The sequence below is a fragment of the Streptococcus sp. CF8_St5-17 genome (assembly GCF_024295665.1).
Classification (GTDB): Bacteria; Bacillota; Bacilli; order Lactobacillales; family Streptococcaceae; genus Streptococcus.
Map to the genome: position 1 here is coordinate 242166 of NZ_JANCOU010000001.1, position 20033 is coordinate 262198.

20 protein-coding genes are annotated in these 20033 nt (G+C 39.9%); 2 read left to right on the forward strand and 18 right to left on the reverse strand.

Annotated features, from left to right (window positions below):
* Positions 1-10 precede the first annotated feature (10 nt).
* From NMM19_RS01125 to NMM19_RS01135, 3 genes are read right to left on the reverse strand one after another with little or no spacing between them, the layout of a single operon-like run.
* Positions 11-868, reverse strand: coding sequence for a shikimate dehydrogenase (locus NMM19_RS01125; protein WP_178895306.1), 858 nt, complete (start codon positions 866-868; stop codon positions 11-13).
* Positions 858-1535 (reverse strand): type I 3-dehydroquinate dehydratase, encoded by a 678-nt coding sequence (gene aroD, locus NMM19_RS01130; protein WP_178895307.1) that lies wholly within the window; start codon positions 1533-1535, stop codon positions 858-860. Before aroD ends, NMM19_RS01125 begins: the two co-directional genes overlap by 11 nt.
* Positions 1532-2695, reverse strand: coding sequence for a class I SAM-dependent rRNA methyltransferase (locus NMM19_RS01135; protein ID WP_178895308.1), 1164 nt, complete (start codon positions 2693-2695; stop codon positions 1532-1534). The genes aroD and NMM19_RS01135 overlap by 4 nt, the downstream gene beginning before the upstream one ends.
* Before the next feature lie 246 nt (positions 2696-2941).
* On the opposite strand from NMM19_RS01135, the gene NMM19_RS01140 reads away from it, so the two are divergent.
* Positions 2942-4393 carry an alpha-amylase gene (locus NMM19_RS01140; protein ID WP_178895309.1) on the forward strand — a complete coding sequence of 484 codons (1452 nt, stop codon included), beginning with the start codon at positions 2942-2944 and terminating at the stop codon, positions 4391-4393.
* A 46-nt stretch (positions 4394-4439) separates the two neighbouring features.
* On the opposite strand, the gene NMM19_RS01145 is transcribed toward NMM19_RS01140, so the two are convergent.
* The 12 genes from NMM19_RS01145 to cdaA form a co-directional block, all read right to left on the reverse strand.
* On the reverse strand, positions 4440-5114 hold the full coding sequence (locus NMM19_RS01145; RefSeq protein ID WP_178895310.1) for a DnaD domain-containing protein: 675 nt from the start codon (positions 5112-5114) through the stop codon (positions 4440-4442).
* Between the two features lie 8 nt (positions 5115-5122).
* Complete coding sequence (metA, locus tag NMM19_RS01150) at positions 5123-6067, reverse strand: homoserine O-succinyltransferase (RefSeq protein ID WP_178895311.1); 945 nt, start codon at positions 6065-6067, stop codon at positions 5123-5125.
* 193 nt (positions 6068-6260) lie between these two features.
* Positions 6261-6773 (reverse strand): adenine phosphoribosyltransferase, encoded by a 513-nt coding sequence (locus NMM19_RS01155; protein WP_178895312.1) that lies wholly within the window; start codon positions 6771-6773, stop codon positions 6261-6263.
* Positions 6774-6912: 139 nt separating this feature from the next.
* On the reverse strand, positions 6913-7506 hold the full coding sequence (locus NMM19_RS01160; protein WP_178895313.1) for a hypothetical protein: 594 nt from the start codon (positions 7504-7506) through the stop codon (positions 6913-6915).
* Complete coding sequence (locus tag NMM19_RS01165; protein ID WP_178895314.1) at positions 7506-9374, reverse strand: ABC-F family ATP-binding cassette domain-containing protein; 1869 nt, start codon at positions 9372-9374, stop codon at positions 7506-7508. Before NMM19_RS01165 ends, NMM19_RS01160 begins: the two co-directional genes overlap by 1 nt.
* Entirely contained in the window at positions 9371-10570 is a 1200-nt protein-coding gene (locus tag NMM19_RS01170) for a CCA tRNA nucleotidyltransferase (protein ID WP_178895315.1), read from the reverse strand. The genes NMM19_RS01165 and NMM19_RS01170 overlap by 4 nt, the downstream gene beginning before the upstream one ends.
* A complete protein-coding gene (dapB, locus tag NMM19_RS01175) occupies positions 10567-11334 on the reverse strand; it encodes a 4-hydroxy-tetrahydrodipicolinate reductase (RefSeq protein WP_178895316.1) in 768 nt (255 codons plus the stop codon). Before dapB ends, NMM19_RS01170 begins: the two co-directional genes overlap by 4 nt.
* 39 nt (positions 11335-11373) lie before the next feature.
* Positions 11374-12222, reverse strand: a complete 849-nt coding sequence (locus NMM19_RS01180; protein ID WP_178895317.1) for a DegV family protein — start codon at positions 12220-12222, stop codon at positions 11374-11376.
* A gap of 4 nt (positions 12223-12226) precedes the next feature.
* Positions 12227-12601 (reverse strand): DUF1149 family protein, encoded by a 375-nt coding sequence (locus NMM19_RS01185; RefSeq protein ID WP_004252208.1) that lies wholly within the window; start codon positions 12599-12601, stop codon positions 12227-12229.
* A 66-nt stretch (positions 12602-12667) separates the two neighbouring features.
* Positions 12668-14017: a phosphoglucosamine mutase gene (glmM, locus tag NMM19_RS01190; RefSeq protein WP_178895318.1), complete on the reverse strand. Its 1350-nt coding sequence runs from the start codon at positions 14015-14017 to the stop codon at positions 12668-12670.
* 32 nt (positions 14018-14049) lie between these two features.
* Positions 14050-14829 (reverse strand): YbbR-like domain-containing protein, encoded by a 780-nt coding sequence (locus NMM19_RS01195; RefSeq protein WP_178895319.1) that lies wholly within the window; start codon positions 14827-14829, stop codon positions 14050-14052.
* On the reverse strand, positions 14816-15673 hold the full coding sequence (gene cdaA, locus NMM19_RS01200) for a diadenylate cyclase CdaA (protein WP_178895320.1): 858 nt from the start codon (positions 15671-15673) through the stop codon (positions 14816-14818). The genes NMM19_RS01195 and cdaA overlap by 14 nt, the downstream gene beginning before the upstream one ends.
* 132 nt (positions 15674-15805) lie before the next feature.
* On the opposite strand from cdaA, the gene NMM19_RS01205 reads away from it, so the two are divergent.
* Positions 15806-16774: an NAD(P)/FAD-dependent oxidoreductase gene (locus tag NMM19_RS01205; protein WP_178895321.1), complete on the forward strand. Its 969-nt coding sequence runs from the start codon at positions 15806-15808 to the stop codon at positions 16772-16774.
* 449 nt (positions 16775-17223) lie between these two features.
* On the opposite strand, the gene whiA is transcribed toward NMM19_RS01205, so the two are convergent.
* Genes whiA through rapZ form a run of 3 tightly spaced genes read right to left on the reverse strand, consistent with a single transcriptional unit; the run spans position 17224 to position 19996 of the window.
* Complete coding sequence (whiA, locus tag NMM19_RS01210; RefSeq protein WP_178895322.1) at positions 17224-18135, reverse strand: DNA-binding protein WhiA; 912 nt, start codon at positions 18133-18135, stop codon at positions 17224-17226.
* Positions 18132-19109: a YvcK family protein gene (locus NMM19_RS01215; RefSeq protein ID WP_254729670.1), complete on the reverse strand. Its 978-nt coding sequence runs from the start codon at positions 19107-19109 to the stop codon at positions 18132-18134. Before NMM19_RS01215 ends, whiA begins: the two co-directional genes overlap by 4 nt.
* Entirely contained in the window at positions 19106-19996 is an 891-nt protein-coding gene (gene rapZ / locus NMM19_RS01220) for an RNase adapter RapZ (RefSeq protein WP_178895324.1), read from the reverse strand. The genes NMM19_RS01215 and rapZ overlap by 4 nt, the downstream gene beginning before the upstream one ends.
* Between the last annotated feature and the right edge of the window lie 37 nt (positions 19997-20033).

The window sequence follows — 20033 nt, forward strand, 5'->3', positions numbered from 1 at the left end:
TTCTCCTTTTTCATTTTTGATACTTTTGTTTTAATAATTCCCAGATTTGATCTGTTGGCATTTCCTTACCGGTCCATAACTGAAAAGCTTCAGCTGCTTGGTAAAGCAACATGCCTAGGCCATTAACAGCGTGATTTCCCTGGCTCCTTGCCCACTTTAGAAATGGTGTTTCAAAGGGTTGATAAATCACATCTGCTACCAATAGCTTTTCTGGTAAAACAATACTTGTTGGGATTGGCTGAGATACTCCATCCATACCCACACTGGTCGCATTGACTAAGAGATCAGCATGAGTGATGCTGCCTTGAAGGTCTTGACGATCTTCTAAAGCAAATAACTCTACTCTAAATCCTGTTTCATGCTGTAGCTTCTCTAAGTAAGGTTTTGTTTTTCCCATCGAAGCCGAGCGTACAAAGACAGAAATCTGGTCTACTCCATCCAAGATTGCCTGTGACAAAATTGCCTTGGCTGCGCCACCTGCTCCTAACAAGACCATTCTTTTCCCTGATATTTTAAAAGAAGGCAAGCTCTTAAAGAATCCCTTGCCATCTGTGTTATATCCGATTAAAGTTCCTTCTCGATTCACCACTGTATTGACAGCACCAATCAAACGAGCTTCTTCGCTCAACTCATCCAGATAAGGAATCACTTGCTCCTTGTAGGGCATAGAAAGATTGATTCCATACATCTGATAGCGACGAATATTGGCAACTGTTTCAGCCAAGTCAGTTGCCTCTACTTCCCAAGCAAGATAAACACCGTTAGTATTTGTTGCTTCAAAAGCGCTATTGTGAATAAAGGGAGAAACGGAGTGTTTGATGGGATTTGCGACTACAGCTGCTAAACGTGTGTAGCCATCAATCTTCATTTAGAATCTCCCGAATTTTTTTCATGCTAGATAGAGAAATCTGTCCTGGAGCACTGGCTTCATCCAGACTTGCAAAAGACCAGCTAGAGCCCGTTACATCCGAAGTAATACGTGAGACCTTACCCACTTTCCCCATAGAAATGGTTACATATTCTTGTTCAGGGTTCAATGTTTTAAAGCCACGTGTAAAGTTCATCAAATCCAATACATCTTGTTCTGTATGAGCCATAACTGCGATTTTCACAACTTTAGGGTTTAAACTTGTCAACTCAGACAAGATTTCCATTAGATTTTCAGGTGTTTCTTGGAAATTATGGTAGCTCAAGACAAGGTTTGGAAATTCTAACATTTCCTCAAAAACATCCCTATAGCTAAAATACTCAAAATCAATATAATCTGGTTGATAAAGCTGGGCTACTTCCTTGATAATTTGAACATATTCTTCTGAAGAGAGTTCAATTTGACCACCCTCAGCACGAGTACGCAAGGTAAAAACAAGCTCACGTCCTGCAAATTTTTCGAAAATAGCTGGTGCTACCTGCAAAATAGCTTCCTTTGGTAAGAAGTCAGCTCGCCATTCGATGATATCGGCATCATGGTACCGCATCACATCAATAGCCTGAGCCTCCTCTAAACTTCTTGGCATTACGGAAACAATTAATTTCATTTACTAACCTTCATGGTAATCACTTTGAGGTAATTACTACTTTCATCTTTTTCGTTGTAGACAAAGTCTGCTGGAAGTCCATACTTTTGAAGGACCTGATATTCTCTACCTGCAAATCCTTTGTCGATTTGTTCTGTGAATTTTTGACGGGAAACATTAGCAGCATTAGTACTAGCAATAATGATTCCACCTGGATTTAAAATCTCTAGGCTTTGGGAAATCAATTTATGATAATCCTTAGCTACAGAGAAGGTTTGTTTTTTATTTCGGGCAAAACTAGGCGGATCCAGAACAATCACATCGTAGCTCAAACCCTTCCTCTTAGCATATTTAAAGTATTCAAAGACATCCATGACAAGCAATCGATGATTGTCTAGACTCAAACCATTAGCATGAAAATGAGCTTCTGATAGTTCTCTCGAACGCTTGGCTAGATCCACAGAGGTTGTTTCACTAGCTCCTCCCATAGCTGCAGCGACTGAGAAGGCTGCTGTATAGGAAAACATATTGAGCAAGGATTTCCCCATTGCTAAACCATCAACTAAGCTCCCACGAACTTCATGCTGATCCAAGAAGATCCCTGTCATTAGGCCGTCATTCATAAAGACTTGGTACAAGACTCCATTCTCAAGAACAGTGAAATATTCAGCTGCTTCTTGACCATAGATATGGGCAGACTCATAATCTAGACCTTTAAAGCGAATCTTTTCATAGGCACCCAAGACTTCTGGAAATACCTGAGCAAAGGCTGCCATAATCTCTTGGCGAAGACCATAGATATAGGAGTTATACCAAGAGAAAACAACATAATCTCCGTAGAGGTCCAGAGTCATTCCACCAAAACCATCGCCTTCTTGATTAAACAAACGAAAGGCAGTTATCAACTCATCCTGATAGTAGGAAGAACGTTTTTGTTTGGCTTTTTCAAATAAGCTTTCAAAGAACTTTTGATTAAAAGAAACTTTCTGGTTGGTTACAAACCAACCAATCCCCTTGTTTTGACTGGATAAATAAGCCTTCCCTAAAAATTTTTTGCTTTGGCTGAAAAGCTCAACTTCTTGATTAGTTTCAGATAGCTCTGGAAAATCAATCTCTTCTAAAACCATCTGACCCTTATTCAGCTTTTTTTCGACACGCCGGCTGACGAATACTTTTTTCATAGATACAATTATATCAAATTTGTTGAAAATTCACAAAATAGAAAGTGATTTCTCCATTGATTCCATAGGAATTGAAGCTATTTTTCACGCTTTTTCATCAGATAATAACTCTCTTCCGCATTTTAAAAAGTTTTTTGTAAAAAATGGACATAAAATGGCTAGAGTATATTTTCTAGCGCAAACGTTTGCGTATTCCTTAGCTTTGTGGTAAAATGATTGTCAAATTGTTAAGTATGAGGACTTTCTATGAAAAATCAAACCCTAATGCAATATTTTGAGTGGTACCTTCCCCACGATGGACAACACTGGACGCGACTTACCGATGATGCTGAGCATCTTGCAAATCTAGGAATTAGCCACGTCTGGATGCCACCTGCCTTTAAAGCTACCAACGAAAAAGATGTCGGTTATGGTGTCTATGACCTTTTTGACCTCGGAGAATTCGACCAAAAAGGCACTATCCGTACCAAATACGGCTTTAAAGAAGACTATCTTCAAGCCATTCAAACACTTAAATCACATGGGATTCAACCTATGGCTGACGTCGTCTTAAACCACAAGGCAGCTGCAGATCGTTTAGAATCCTTCCAGGTTATTGAAGTCGACCCAGAAGATCGCACAATTGAACTTGGAGAACCTTTTACTATCAATGGTTGGACAAACTTTACTTTTGATGGAAGACAAAATACCTACAATGATTTCCACTGGCACTGGTACCATTTCACTGGAACTGACTATGATGCTAAACGTCGTAAGTCTGGCATCTATCTCATTCAAGGTGATAATAAAGGCTGGGCTAACGAGGAATTAGTTGATAACGAGAATGGTAACTATGACTATCTCATGTATGCGGACCTAGATTTCAAGCATCCAGAAGTCATAAAAAATATCTACGATTGGGCTGATTGGTTTATCGAAACGACTGGTGTAACAGGTTTCCGCTTAGATGCTGTAAAGCATATTGACTCTTTCTTTATGCGTAATTTCATTCGTGACATCAAAGAGAAATATGGACAAGACTTCTATGTCTTTGGAGAATTCTGGAATCCAGACAAGGAAACCAACTTGGACTACCTCGAAAAGATTGAAGAGCGCTTTGACCTTGTCGATGTCCGACTCCATATGAATCTCTTTGAAGCAAGCCAGGCTGGTGCAGACTACGACTTGCGTACCATCTTTAATGATAGTCTGGTTCAAATCAAACCAGATAAGGCTGTAACCTTTGTCGAAAACCATGATACTCAACGAGGACAAGCTTTAGAATCTACTGTAGAAGAATGGTTCAAACCAGCAGCCTATGCTCTTATTCTTTTGCGTGAGCAGGGTCTCCCTTGTGTCTTTTATGGAGACTACTACGGTATCTCTGGTCAATATGCTCAGCAAGATTTTAAAGAAGTTCTTGACCATTTGCTAGCTATCCGAAAAGATTTAGCTTATGGAGAGCAGACGGACTACTTTGATGACCCTAATTGTATCGGTTGGGTCCGTTCAGGAGCTGACAATCAAGCACCTTTAGCTGTTCTTATCTCAAATGCTCAAGATAATTACAAAACTATGTTTGTTGGTCCAGAATGGGTTGATCATACTTTTGTTGATTTACTTGGCAACCATTCAGACCAAGTAACTATTAATGCTGAAGGATATGGTGATTTCCCAGTTGCTGAACGTTCTGTAAGTGTTTGGGGACTTACTTATTAAGAACACAAAAAAACTTGCCATGGGCAAGTTTTTTTATTGCTAAATATTAGTCTTTCCAAAGGTCCATGGCATTTTTAAAATCAGATGAAACTTGTACATTTTGAGGGTTTGTTGCCTCTCTCTCCTGACGTTTCGCTTCTACCTGGGCTACACTCCTAATCCCTTCGTGACGCCAGTTTCGAAGGATAGCTTGGATATATTTCCAATTTGGTTTTCCATTTAAAACAGCTTCACGTAAGGCTTCTTTTATCAAATCCGCACTAGTTCCGTCTTCTTTCAAACTCTTTTCCAAATCTTCGATTTCAAATGGGCTCAATAGACGGCCTAGCTCCTGTTGGAAAGTATCTACCAAGCTCTTTAAATCATTTGGAGCAGATTGCACCTGGTTTGGAGCTTGTTTTTCAAAAAGTTGGTCTAGGCGCTCCAAGGCAAGAGTTGCATCGAAGATAATTTCTATTTCGCCATTAAGTTCAATCGTACGGTATTGAAGCAGGCCTTTTTCTGTCAAGCGTGAAATGGCCTGATTGACTTCAGTGACATTTTTGCCGATTCTTTCAGCAATCTGACTTGGAGACAATTCTCCTAAAGCCGTTGTATTCTGTAGGTAAAAGAATTGCCAAACCAAGAAATCATCACTTGATGAGAACAATTGATTGTAATGTAAAAGCAGGTCACTCGGTAACACTAAGTTTCCTGATTTGAAAGCATCTAAATATGTCATAATTCCTCTTATAAATATCCAAAATGAGACACATCTTCTTCCGCACTCTTCCACTCAAACGGTGTTTCTTGGTAAACTGCATAATTTACCCAGTTACTGAAAAAGAGGGCTGCAGATGAACTCCAACGCATACAAGGAAGCTCATGAATGTCATCATTTTTGAAATAATTTTCTGGTATATGGGGATCTAAACCAGCATCTAGATCTCTAAAATATTCCTTTGCAAGCGTGTCGCGATCATACTCTAAATGCCCAAAGCTATAAACTTCTCTCAAATCTCGACTCGCAAGGATAGAGATTCCCACCTCTTTTCCTGATGCTAAAATCTCTAGATTTGTTTTATTCAGAATATCTTCTTTGTGGACTTCTGTATGGCGAGAATGAGGGGATACATATAAATCATCAAAACCTCTCAAAAGAAGGTGACCTTCTTTTAAAACATCCTGAGGATAAATCCCCGAAAGCTTCTGCTCCATCTGGTATTTATCTACGCCATAGCGATAGTATAGACCTGCCTGTGCCCCCCAACAAATATGCAAGGTTGAAAAGACATGAGTCTTAGACCAATCGATAACTTGGGTAAACTCCTGCCAATAGTCAACCTCCTCAAATGGAAGGTGCTCAACTGGAGCTCCTGTGATAATCAAGCCATCGAAATAATCATCTTTGACCTCCGAGAAGGTCTTATAAAAGGTCTCCATATGCTCTGATCGAGTTGTTTTTGATTGGTGACTCTCCATATATAAAAAGTCAATATCTAACTGTAAAGGAGTATTGGCCAAATGCCTTAAGAGTTGAGTCTCTGTTACAATTTTTTGCGGCATTAGATTTAAAATAAGAATTTTCAAGGGCCGGATATCCTGATGAGCCGCCCGTTGATCATCCATGACGAAAATATTTTCTGTTTGTAAAATCTCAACTGCTGGTAATTTTTTATCAATTCTAATCGGCATGGAAATCTCCTCACTGTATCATACTGGACTCAAGTAACCTGACTGTCATCAAATGGAATAATCCAGCTGACGACACTTCTTTCCTTTATTATACTGTAAGAAGATATAGTTTTCAATTATAGTTTTTCTCTAACTAGATATAGCCTATTTTTATATCCGATGAAGAGAAAACAGCCCTAAGGACTGTTTTTCATTAATAATGCATCAAAACTTTATAGTCGTAATCTCCGATTGCTTCACGACCTTTTAGTTCATCAAGCTCAATCAAGAAGGCACAACCAGCTACGATACCACCAAGTTTTTCAATCATTTCGATGGTTGCTTTCACAGTACCACCTGTTGCCAAGAGGTCATCTACGATAAGAACACGTTGACCTGGTTTGATAGCATCTGCGTGCATAGTCAAAGTATCAACACCATATTCTTTTTCGTAGTCAGCTGAAATCACTTCACGTGGTAATTTCCCTGGTTTACGTACAGGTGCAAAACCAATTCCCAACTCAAAAGCAACTGGACATCCAACGATAAATCCACGCGCTTCTGGTCCTACGATCATATCAATCTGTTTGTCAGTAGCATATTGAACAATTTCACGAACAGCATAGCTGTAGGCATTTCCGTTAGCCATCAAAGGGCTGATATCACGGAACGTAATGCCTTCTTGTGGATAATTTTCAATACTTGCAATGTAATCTTTTAAGTTCATAGCATTTCTTTCTTTTTAAGTTTTTACTCCCTATTATACCATATTTCCTAGAAAAGCAAAATAGAAAGAAGCCTTGGTACTTAGTCCAAGACTTCCCTTTGCTCTTCAATAGCAAATGGTTAATCAGGCAATGAAATCCTTACTTCTTTTTACTTTTAGAGTTTTGGTTGCGTTGACGATTTTGTTCGATGCGCCACTCTCGTTCATAGTAGGACATGGTTTCAAATACCCTTCGCGGCAAACCCACATCCAGCAAGTGGATTGGAATTTTTAAAACGTTAGAATCTTTCGAACTTGTAAATCTACTTCGTAGACGTCGCCATAGAGAGTTATTGTTCAAAAGATTTGTATCATAAAAATGAACATCAATAGTATAAAAATCCCTTGAATTTCTACTGCCCTTAATTCTCATAAGAGCAAATTTTTCTATATCTCCCCAAGAATAAAACTGCCAGTCTTTTTTCGGATGTGGCTTATAGGAAAAACCTTGAGCCGTACATTTTAAATACTCTTTATCTGATAGAAGAATCTGTATCCGTTCATACAAGAGCCATCCAACAATGATGATTAAGAATAAGACAAAGAGTCTTAATGCTACTAATCCAATAGGTACTTCTTTGGGATAGGTCATCATAAAAGAGAGAATCCAAAGAAGAAAAGCTAACTCAACTACGCAGAGAACAATAGTCCAAATGATTTTCTTACTGCTCCATTTGATGATTTTCTCTTCCATTAAACCAACTCACTTAAATATTCATAGCGTTCATATTTTTCAAGCAAGGCTTCATTCTTTTCATCCAGCTCCTTTTGAAGGGTGGCTAGCTTCCCAAAGTCAGAGCCATTTGCTTGCATTTCTTCTTCAATAGCAGCGATGCGATTTTCCAAGGCTTCGATGTCACCTTCAATGCTTGCCCATTCTTGCTTTTCTTGGTAGGTCATCCGTTTCTTTTCTTCACGAACTTTGACCACTTTTTCCTTGTCAGCTTTTTGGATTTGAGTTACCGTTTCTGCTTCAAAAGCTTTTTCATCTAGGTAGTCTGTGTAATGTCCAAAAAAAGGACGGATGGTTCCATTCTCAAAGGCAAGGATCTTAGTCGCAACCTTATCAAGAAAATAACGGTCGTGACTAACTGTCAGAACTGGACCTGCAAAACCTTGTAAGAAATTTTCTAAAACCGTTAAGGTCGCAATATCTAAATCATTTGTTGGCTCGTCTAAGAGGAGCACATTAGGCTTTTCAAGGAGTAGTTTGAGGAGATAAAGACGTTTCTTCTCTCCACCAGATAACTTCTCAATCAAGGTACCATGCGTTGATCGTGGGAAAAGGAACTGCTCTAGCAACTCAGCGATAGATGTCGTAGAACCACCACTGGTCTTGACTTCTTCTGCCACTTCCTGCAGGTAGTTAATAACCCGCTTGCTTTCATCCAAACCTTCGATTTGTTGAGAGAAATAAGCGATGCGAACCGTTTCTCCGATAATAACTTGACCTTCAGTTGGCTCGAGACTTCCTGCAATGAGATTGAGAAGAGTTGACTTCCCAACACCATTATCCCCGACGATTCCGATACGGTCTTTGGCTTGGACCAAAAGATTAAAATGTTTCAGAATCGGTTTATCGTCATAGGCAAAGGAAACATCCTTAAACTCGATTACCTTTTTACCGATACGGCTAGTTTCAAAATTCATGGCCAAGTCTGTCTCAACGCTAGTATCTGAAACTTCCTTTTTCAAATCGTGGAATCGATTGATACGAGCTTGTTGCTTGGTTGCACGAGCTTGAGGTTGCCGTCTCATCCAAGCTAATTCTTGTTTGTAAAGTTGTTCCTTTTTGTGAAGAAGAGCTGCATCGCGTTCATCCTGTTCCGCCTTGAGACGAACATAGTCTTGGTAATTTCCTTGATATTCTGTCAACCCTGCTCTGTCCAACTCAAAGATTCGCGTAGAAAGGGCATCTAGGAAATAGCGATCGTGGGTGATAAATAATACTGTTTTCTTGGAATTTTTCAAGAAGAGGGTTAGCCACTCAATGGTCGCAATATCCAAGTGGTTGGTAGGCTCATCAAGAAGCAAAAGATCATGGTTGCCCAGAAGGACTTGCGCCAACTGAACCCGTCTACGCAGACCACCTGACAATTCTCCAACAGGAGTAGATAAGTCTTGAATGCCTAGTTTACGGAGAACCGTCTTGACCTGACTTTCGATTTCCCAAGCTTGGAGGGAATCCATCTCAGCCATCACACGTTCTAAACGGGCTTGCTTATCCTCACTATAGTTGAGCATGAGCAGTTCATATTCACGAATTAACTGGATTTCCTTGAGGTCACTTGATAGAACGGTATCCAAGACAGTCTTACTATCATCAAAATCTGGGTCCTGGGTCAGGTAGCCAATCTTGTAATCATTTTTTGCTGAAAATGGGCTTACGTCACCATCAAAACCTGAAACTCCAGAAAGCACATCTAAAAGGGTTGTTTTACCGGTTCCGTTGACACCGATAAGACCAATTCTGTCCAAGTCATGGATGATAAAGGAAATATCCTTAAAGACTGTCTTATCTCCAACGGATTTACTTAGTTTTTCAACGATAAAGTCACTCATTTTCTCTCCCTTAGGTAGTCATGGATGGCTTGACGGTCATTTTTTAATTCTCCATCAACAATAGCATACTCAATTTCTTCTAAAACATCCCCTAATTCAGGACCTGGCTGATAGCCGTATTCTTTGATGAGAATGCCACCGTTGATGTGCATTTCTTTCTTATCATGAATGGTCAAACTCTCATAGGTTTCTGTGATAGCTTGCGGATTGACTTCTTTCCCTTGAGCTCGGCGAAGATTTTCAGCCTGTAGAAGCAAGTCCAAATCAAAGCGGTAACAATCACGCTTGCCGAGTTCCCCTTCTTCTCGGAGGGCCAAAATAGCGAGCAAATTCTGTACCTGCTTGGCAAATTGACGTGATGTCTTCCAATGTTTTAAAAAATTTTGAGCATCTTCCACTTTTAAAACCCATAAAAGTGCTGCCCAGGCTTGTTCAGAAGATTCAAAGGTGAAATTATCTTTTAAGTCAAATAAAGACTGGAGATTGCCCTGACTACCAGCCATATCTGGAAGATAATCATAAGCTTTGCTTGCAATCATAGAAGATAAGCCTACTCTCCAATGAGGGGCTAGTAGAAGTTTATCAAATTCTACAAAAGTACGTTCCACAGAAATTTTCTCTAAGAGTGGCGTTAAGGTCTTCATCGCTTCAAACGTTTCTTGTTCAAGTTCAAAACCAAGACTAGCTTGGAAACGAAATCCACGCATGATTCGTAGAGCATCTTCATTAAAACGTTCACTAGCTACACCAACTGCACGTAGAACTTGATTTTCTAAATCTTGTAAACCATCAAATAAATCAACGATTTCCCCTGTCTCATCCAAGGCAAAGGCATTGACTGTGAAATCACGTCGTTTGAGGTCCTCTTCTAACGAACGAACAAAAGAAACTGAACTTGGTCTACGGTAGTCTACATAGACATCTTCCGTTCTGAATGTGGTTACTTCGTACTCTTCATCTCCATCTAAAACCAAGACGGTTCCATGCTCAATGCCAATATCAGCTGTCCGTGGAAAAATCTGCTTGGTTTCTTCTGGATAGGATGACGTCGCGATATCCACATCATGGATGGGGCGGTTAAGAAGGGCATCCCTAACGGACCCACCCACAAAATAAGCCTCAAATCCTGCTTCTTTAATTTTTTCTAATACTGGTAAAGCCTTCTGAAATTCAGAAGGCATTTTTGTTAATTTCATAGTAAGTGTTCTAATCCATAGACAAGCTCATGACGCTTGACAACTTCTTTGATTCCCAAATTCACCCCTGTCATGAAGGAGCTACGATCATAGGAGTCATGACGCAGAGTCAATCCTTCTCCCTGATTTCCAAAAATGACTTCCTGATGAGCTACCAAACCTGGTAAACGTACCGAATGGATTCGCATACCATCAAAATTAGCTCCACGTGCACCTGCAACGAGTTCTTCCTCATCGCTAGCACCTTGTTGGAGAGGCTCTCGGACTTGAGCCATCAACTCAGCTGTTTTGATAGCTGTCCCGCTCGGCGCATCCTTTTTCTTGTCATGGTGAAGTTCAATAATCTCCACATTTGGGAAATATTTGGCAGCCTGAGCTGCAAATTGCATCAGCAAGACAGCACCCAAGGCAAAATTGGGAGCAATTAGGCCACCCAATCCTTTGGAACGTGAAAATTCTTTTAATTCTTCGATTTCTTGACTGGTGAAACCTGTCGTTCCTACTACTGGAGCATAGCTATTTTCAAGAGCAAAGCGTGTATTCTCATAGGCGACAGCTGGTGTAGTAAAGTCTACCCAAACATCTGCCTCAAAACCTGCCAAGTCATTCTTATCATTGAATACTGGAATTCCTTGCCACTCAGATGCAGACTCAAAAGGATCCAAAACGGCTACTAGTTCAAGTTCAGAATCAGACAAAACCATCTGACAAGCAGCTTGTCCCATTCTTCCCTTAAAACCTGCAATAATCACTCGAATACTCATCTTTACTCCTATCTAAGATACAAAGCCTGTAAGAACAATCTAGACGATTGGTGTGTATGCCAAAGCGATGCTTCCTTCTCCCAGGTGAGTTCCAATGACACTACCAAAGGTTGCAATCTCAACATCTGTAGCTACTCCACTATCTAGCAAAAGCTGACGTAAATCGGCTGCTTTTTGAGGAGCATTCCCATGAATTACAGTAATCTGATAATTTCCATTACTTGTTACTTCTTTGACAATTTCAACCAAACGTTTTGTTGCTTTCTTCTCTGTACGAACCTTCTCATAAACTTCGATAACACCTTGGTCATTAAAATATAGAATTGGTTTAATGCTAAGAAGATTTCCTAAAATGGCTGCGCCGTTTGATAAACGACCACCTTTAACCAAATGATCAAGATCATCTACCATGATAAAGGCAGAAGTATTTTCAATCTGTTCTGTTAACTTGTCTAGTATAGACTGGAAATCATTTCCCTGCTCAGACCATTGAAACACACTTTCCACCATGAATCCTAGTGGTGCACTTGTAATTCGAGTATCAGGAAAAGCAATGGTCAGACCTTCGAACTCATCCGTCATATATTGGATATTCTGATGAAATCCTGAGATTCCAGAAGAAAGGAAGAGACCCAGAACATGAGTATAACCTTTTTCTTTCAATGATGATAAAATTTCATCCAACTTTGCGATACTTGGTTGACTTGTTTTAGGTAGTTCAGATGAATGAGCCATTTTTTCATAAAATTCTTGAGCGGTTAGATTTACACCTTCAACATACTCCTGTCCGTCGATATTCACAGGAATGTCAAGCACAAATAAATCTTCTTTCCGCAAGGTTTCCGCTTGTAGAAAAGCAGATGAGTCTGTTATGACCGCTAATTTCATCTTTTTAAAACTCCAAATTAATTCCTGGTAAATCTAGTGCAATTTCCGTCACTTCATAAGTCAAACGGTTTAGCATATCCAAAGAAGGACGAGCAAGTGTCTCAACTTCTTCTTGACTAAAGTCACTTGGTTGATCTACGATACGACCTTCAACGTGGTTGACTTGAGAAATAGTACCACTGATAACAAATTTATCAAAGACAATCATAAAGCTCAAAACAACTACGAGAGAAGTCACTTGATTTTCTTGGTCATGTTGTAGTAGTTGGAAGTTCACATCAACCTTTGTTTCAGGAATTCCGTTTTCATTTTCCCATTCAAAATTACGTGCATCAAAGTGATACTGACTAACAAATTCTTGTTCACGTTTTAAATTCATCATATTCTCCATGGTTACAATTTACTTTGACATTGTAACATATTTTCTTATTTTCTGCTAACTTTCCTAAATTCCGATTTCTGCTTTCACAACTTCAGCAATGGTATCCACATAGTAATCCACTTCTTCAGTTGTTGGTGCTTCAGCCATGACACGCAAGAGTGGCTCAGTTCCACTTGGGCGAACGAGAATACGTCCGTTACCTGCCATCTCTTCTTCCATCTTATCGATAATAGCCTTGATAGCTGGTACTTCCATGGCTTTATCTTTCATGGTGTTTTCCACACGGATATTAACCAATTTTTGTGGGTAAATTGTTACTTCTGAAGCCAATTGAGATAAGCTCATCCCTGTTTCTTGCATGATCTTAGTCAATTGAACTGCTGAAAGTTGACCATCACCAGTTGTATTGTAGTCCATCAAGATAACGTGACCTGACTGCTCTCCACCGAGATTGTAGCCTGATTTTCTCATTTCTTCAACTACATAGCGGTCTCCAACAGCAGTGACAGCTTTATTAATGCCTTCACGGTCCAAGGCTTTATGGAAACCAAGGTTGGACATAACTGTCGTTACAATTGTGTTTTGTACCAATTGACCTTTTTCAGAAAGGTATTTACCGATGATATACATAATCTTATCACCGTCGACAATTTCACCATTTTCATCTACTGCAATCAAACGATCGCTGTCCCCATCAAAGGCTAAACCAATGGCAGATTGACTTTCTTTTACAAGTTCTTGCAAGGCTTCTGGATGAGTCGAACCAACATTCAAGTTAATGTTTAAACCATCTGGAGTTTCTCCAATGACAGTGATTTGAGCACCCAAATCTGCAAAAATTTGACGAGCACTTGTAGAAGCTGCTCCATTTGCAGTATCCAAGGCCACTTTCATCCCTTCAAGAGGAGTTCCAGTCGAAACAAGGTAGGCTTCATATTTACGCAAGCCTTCTGGATAATCAACAACAGTACCTAATCCTTCTGCACTTGGACGTGGGAGAGTATCTTCACTGGCGTCAAGCAAGGCTTCGATTTCTGCTTCTTTTTCATCGTCTAGCTTAAAGCCATCGCCACCAAAGAATTTAATCCCGTTATCAAGGGCTGGGTTGTGGCTAGCTGAAATCATGACACCTGCGCTCGCTCCTTCAGTTTTTACCAAATATGCTACTGCAGGCGTAGCAAGTACACCAAGTTTATAAACGTGAATTCCCACAGAAAGAAGACCAGCAATCAAGGCTGCTTCTAACATTTCCCCTGAAATACGTGTATCGCGTCCAACTAAAACCTTAGGCGCTTCTGTCGCATGTTGACTGAGGACATATCCTCCAAAGCGACCCAACTTAAAGGCCAATTCTGGCGTTAATTCTACGTTTGCTTCTCCACGGACTCCGTCCGTTCCAAAATATTTACCCATTTTAAGATTCCTTTTCTAGTATAATGTTTATTTTAAGATTCTGACTTCGTCTCTGCTGCTGTCGTTGAAGAGTTTTCGGTAGACGAACCATTACTTGTTGAGGTTGTACTACTTGTTGTTCTGACAGCTTTGGTCGTTACTTTCATAGTAGTTTCAAAAGGTGTAATCACTGTTGGTAAGACAGCTCCATTTTTATCAACAGCTTGCAAAGGAACTGATCCAGAATAGTTCCCTGTAATCTGTTCACTCGTTGGTAAAACTGCAACAATCCGATCAATCTTAGATAGTGTATCCGCATCACTAGTTACTGAAACTTTTTCATCAGAAACAGTAACACGTTCGATTATAATCTTCTCATCAATTTGACTAGAATCAATTTGAGGTACAACAGGTACATTATCTCGAGTAACTTTCTTACCAATCTTGACTGTGATTTTTTGTGGTGTTGCTACAGCTGTCAAACCACTTGGAAGATTTTCAATGGTTAAGGGAACTTCAATCGTTCCTTCTGTAGCCTGCGTCAAATCAGCAGTCACTTTAAATTTACGAGTGCTTTCCTGCATCTCACTAGCCAAGGCCACCCGATTTGAACCCGTTAGAAACACCGTCACTTCTGAGCTAAAACCACTGATAAAATACTGCTCACTATCATACTGAATATCAATCGGTACATTGACTACTGTATTGGTATAGGTTTCAGTTTTAGTTTGTCTTGCGTTGGTATTGTTTTGATAATTGATTGATGTTGCATAGATAAACAGGACACACGCGAACAGGAGCGAGGAGATGATATAAAGACTATTTCTTCTCATTATTCCAGCCTCCTAATAGACGTTCTTTTAAGCTTGGTTCTTGTGAATCCTTAGGGATCAGAATACGACGTAGTTCTTCCTCGAATTCTTCCAAACTTAGATCATGTTTGAAGACACCATTGTAGGTGATGGATATACCTCCAGTTTCTTCTGATACAACAAAAGTAAGGGCATCTGAAACTTCTGATAAACCAATGGCTGCACGGTGACGAGTTCCGAACTCTTTGGAAATACCTGTGTTTTCTGTTAGTGGTAAATAGGCAGAAGTTACTGCAATCCGATCTCCACTGATAATAACTGCACCGTCATGGAGAGGCGTATTAGGGATAAAGATGTTAATTAATAACTCAGCAGAAATCTTAGCATCCAAAGGAATTCCTGTAACGATGTACTCCTGCAAGGTTCTCACACGTTGAACAGCTACCAAAGCTCCAATCTTCCGTGGGCTCATATACTCAACCGATTTTACAAAAGCCTGGACCATCTGCTCTTCTGAACTCATAGGAGTATTTGAAAAGAAGTCCGTAGCTCGACCTAATCGTTCCAAACCTGTCCGAATTTCTGGAGAAAAGATAACAACCGCTGCGATAACTCCATAGGTAATCAATTGGTTAATCAACCAGGAAATAGTCGTCAAGCCCAAAAAATTAGCCGCAATCTGAGCTAAGATAAAAACTAAAACGCCTCGAACCAGAATCATAATCTTGGTTCCTGCAATTGATTTTGTAAATTGATATAAGATATAAGCAACGATTAGAATATCAATCACATTTATCGCAATACTCCAAGGACTGGAAAACAAACTAGACCAGTATTGAAGATTAGATAATTGCTGAAAATTCATCCTGTGTCCCCTCTCCAAAAAAGCTTCTCTTCATTATACCATTTTTAATGGAAATTTTCTCCCCCCTACCTCATTTTAAATTGGCAGAAAATATGATAGAATAAAATGATAAAAATGAAACAAGGAGAAACCATGTCTGAACTATATGATATCACCATCGTAGGGGGTGGCCCAGTTGGTCTTTTCGCAGCCTTTTATGCAAATTTACGTCAAGCTAAAGTACAAATCATTGACTCTCTTCCACAATTAGGTGGCCAACCTGCCATTCTTTATCCTGAAAAACAAATTCTTGATGTCCCAGGTTTCCCTAATCTCACTGGTGAAGAATTAACAAATCGCTTGTTAGAACAATTACAAGGGTTTGATACACCAGCCCATCTCAATGAAACTGTTCTTGAAATTGACAAAGAAGATGGTGTTTTTAAGATTACAACCACTAAAGGAACTCATACTAGCAAAGCTGTCATCATCGCTATGGGTGGAGGTGCCTTTAAACCGCGTCCACTTGAACTAGAAGGTGTCGAAGGTTATAAAAACATCCATTACCACGTTTCTAACATTCAGCAATATGCTGGACAGAGAGTAACCATCCTCGGTGGAGGAGACTCTGCTGTGGACTGGGCCTTAGCTTTTGAAAAGATTGCTCCAACTACACTTGTTCACCGTCGAGATAACTTCCGTGCCCTCGAACATAGTGTCCAAGCCCTTCAAGAATCATCTGTTAGCATCAAAACACCATTTGTGCCAAGTCAACTTATGGGTGATGGACAAATTCTCAATAAGCTTGAAATCACAAAAGTCAAATCCGATGAGACTGAAACCATTGAACTGGATCACCTCTTTGTCAACTATGGATTTAAATCTTCTGTCGGTAATCTTAAAAATTGGGGATTAGAACTGAATCGTCATAAAATTATCGTCAATAGTAAGCAAGAATCTAGCCAGCCTGGAATTTACGCTATTGGTGACTGCTGCTACTACGAAGGTAAGATTGACTTGATTGCGACAGGTCTAGGTGAAGCACCTACTGCAGTTAACAATGCCATTAACTACATTGACCCAGAGCAAAAAGTACAACCAAAACACTCTACAAGTTTATAAGAAAAAAACCACGAATCATACGATTCGTGGTTTTATAATGGAATTATATTATTCGCAACGTATAAATCCTCTAGAAATATTATAAAGACTACTTTGATTGTAGAAAAGAAGACTGAATTAAGACAAAAGCCCCAACATTAAGTTGAGGCTAATTATTATAGGTGGACGGATTTCAACCGTCGTCTTGATAATAGCACAAGCTTCAATAGCTAGATACTACTAAACTCAGTGTACCCTCACTAAATCCATCTTCTTTCAAAGGTGCTATACCATGTTTTCACTCGTAAACTACTACCCTACTTATTTAGTTCTATTGTACCAAGAATTAAGAGTTTTTACAACTATTTTCATATCCCCAGAATTCAAAGCATGAGTACACCCTTCTTTATCAAATTCATACCCGTAAGCACATATAGAAGTTTAAAATCCGCTTATCTTATGTGCTCTCTTCATAATTCGTCTGCAATTTTATTTATCTTTCGCAATCTATGATTGACACCACTTTTGGTGAGTGGATTTGTCAAACTGTCTGCCAATTGTTGAATAGAATAGTCTGGATGCTGGATACGCAGATGTGCTACTTCCTGCAAATCAACTGGTAGACTATCTAGACCAATGGTATCAATGATTTTACTGATATTGTTAATGGTTTTCATGCTTGCAGAAACCGTACGTGCAATATTAGCTGTCTCTGCATTATTAGCACGATTGAGATCATTTCGAGTTTCTCGGAGAATCTTGACCCCTTCAAAAGTATCACGCGCCTGCATGGCTCCCACCAAAATCAGGAAATCCATAATATCTTCGGCTCTTTGGAGATAGGTTACTGCTCCCTTTTTTCGTTCGATAACCTTGGCATCTAACAAGAACTGCTGCAAAAGCGAAGCAATCCCTTGCGCATGGTCCACATAGACAGAACTAATTTCTAACTGATACTTTCCTGACTCAGGATCCCGAATACTCCCATTTGCCAAAAAGGCTCCACAAAGGTAAGCACGTCCAGCTTCTTCATCTCCTAAAATTTCTGGATCAATCCCAGTCTCTAGACCAAAGAAAGAATCAGCCAAACGCAAATCCGCTAAAAGTTCTTGAACCCGCTCATCAGTAAACACGGTATAAACACGATTTTTCCGAAGATTACTTCTCTGATGATGACGAATCTCGGACTTGATACCATAGAAGTGCAGGAAAGATTCATAGAGGTGACGAGCTAACTTAGCGTTTTCTGTTACAACGGATAAGGTTAAACCAGAGCTAGATAAACCTACACTACCAGACATCTTGATAATAGCTGATAATTCATAACGACTCAGATGGTGCTGACCAAGGATTTCTTCTTTTACTGCTACTGTGAAACTCATTTTCTCACCTGTATAATTCGCATCAACTCGTCCACGATTAAATCTCCATCATGGAAGGCTCCACCATTTTCCAAACGTAGGAAGTTAGATGAAATGACACGCGGTACTTGCTTACGCAAACCTTCAAAATCATGGTCAACCTGCACCAAATATTCATCAAAACGGTTGGTATCCATATAATCTCTCGGAACCTTTTCGATATTAACAAGAACAGTATCGATAAATGAACGGCCCAAATGACGATGTAAGACTTCTACGTGATCACTATCTGAGAAATATTCTGTCTCTCCACGCTGGGTCATGATGTTGCAAACATAGGCAATTTCTGCCTTAGTCTCAAGAAGTGCCTGACCGATTTCTTCGATGACGATATTAGGCAAAATCGATGTAAAGAGGGAGCCTGGTCCCAAAACAATCATATCACTCTCAAGAATTGTATTCACAACTCGACGGCTAGCCTGCGGCTTTTCATCATCCAGAGTATTGGTCACATATACATGGTCTATCATTCCTGGATGGTCTGCAATATGACTTTCCCCAGCAACCTCTGTCCCATCATTAAAGACAGCATGGAGTGTCAAAGGATGGTCACTTGATGGGAAAATCTTACCTGTGGTATGGAAAAATTTACTCAGTAATTGCATGGCATTATAGGTTGAACCTTGCATTTCAGAAAGACCAGCAATAATAATGTTTCCTAGGGGATGACCTGCAAAGACGCCTGCATCCTCAGAAAAACGGTATTGAAAGACCTTTTCATAGAATTTTGGCATATCTGACATAGCCACAAGAACATTGCGAAGATCCCCAGGAGGAGTCAATTGCTGAATATTCTTACGAAGCTCTCCTGAAGAACCTCCATCGTCAGCAACGGTTACAATGGCTGCAATATCAACATCCTTTTCCCGTAAACTCTTTAAAATAACAGGAATCCCGGTTCCACCACCAATCACCGTAATTTTTGGTTTTCTCATGAACGGTTTACCGTTTCCTTTCTTCGGTCTTTATCACGATGACTTTCATTTACAGGCCAACTTTTAGATAGGTCATTTGCTAAACGCTTGGCAAAAGCAACACTTCTATGCTGTCCACCAGTACAACCAATCGCAATCGTTAAGACTGATTTGCCTTCTTTTTTATATCCTGGTAGGATTGGTTCAACCAAGGCTAACAAATGATGGTAGAAATCTTCAGATTCCTCATGGTTCATGACATAGTCATAAACAGCCTGGTCTTCACCTGTCTGGTTACGAAGTTCAGGTAGATAGTAAGGATTTGGCAAAAAACGAACATCAAATACCAAATCGGCATCAATTGGAATTCCGTATTTAAACCCAAAAGACATAACCTCGATACGGAAAGACTGCGTTTGTTCTTGGTCTGAAAACTGTTCTGCAATGGTCTTTCGAAGTTCACGTGGAGTTAACTCTGTCGTGTCTACCACGTTTTGACTCATATTTTTCAAAGGCGCCAAGAGTTCGCGTTCCAACTTGATTCCATCCAAGATACGACCATCTGCTGCTAGTGGGTGACTTCTTCTTGTTTCCTTATAACGTGCCACTAATTCCTTATCAGCCGCATCCAAAAAGAGAATCTTGAAGTCCAAATCATCTTGGTTTTCCAATTCATCCAAGACAGCCTGAATCTCTGAGAAGAAAGAGCGGCTTCGCATATCCACCACTAGGGCTAACTTGTGGTCGTCATCCTTGGTCTCTACCAACTGCAAAAACTTTGGCAAGAGAGCAGGCGGCATATTATCAATGGTAAAATATCCTAAATCTTCAAAGGACTGAATGGCAACAGTTTTTCCTGCGCCACTCATTCCTGTAACAATCACCAGGTGAAGTTGTTTCATTGTCATCATAGTCTCCTTATATCAAAAGAAGTTTGGAAGAACC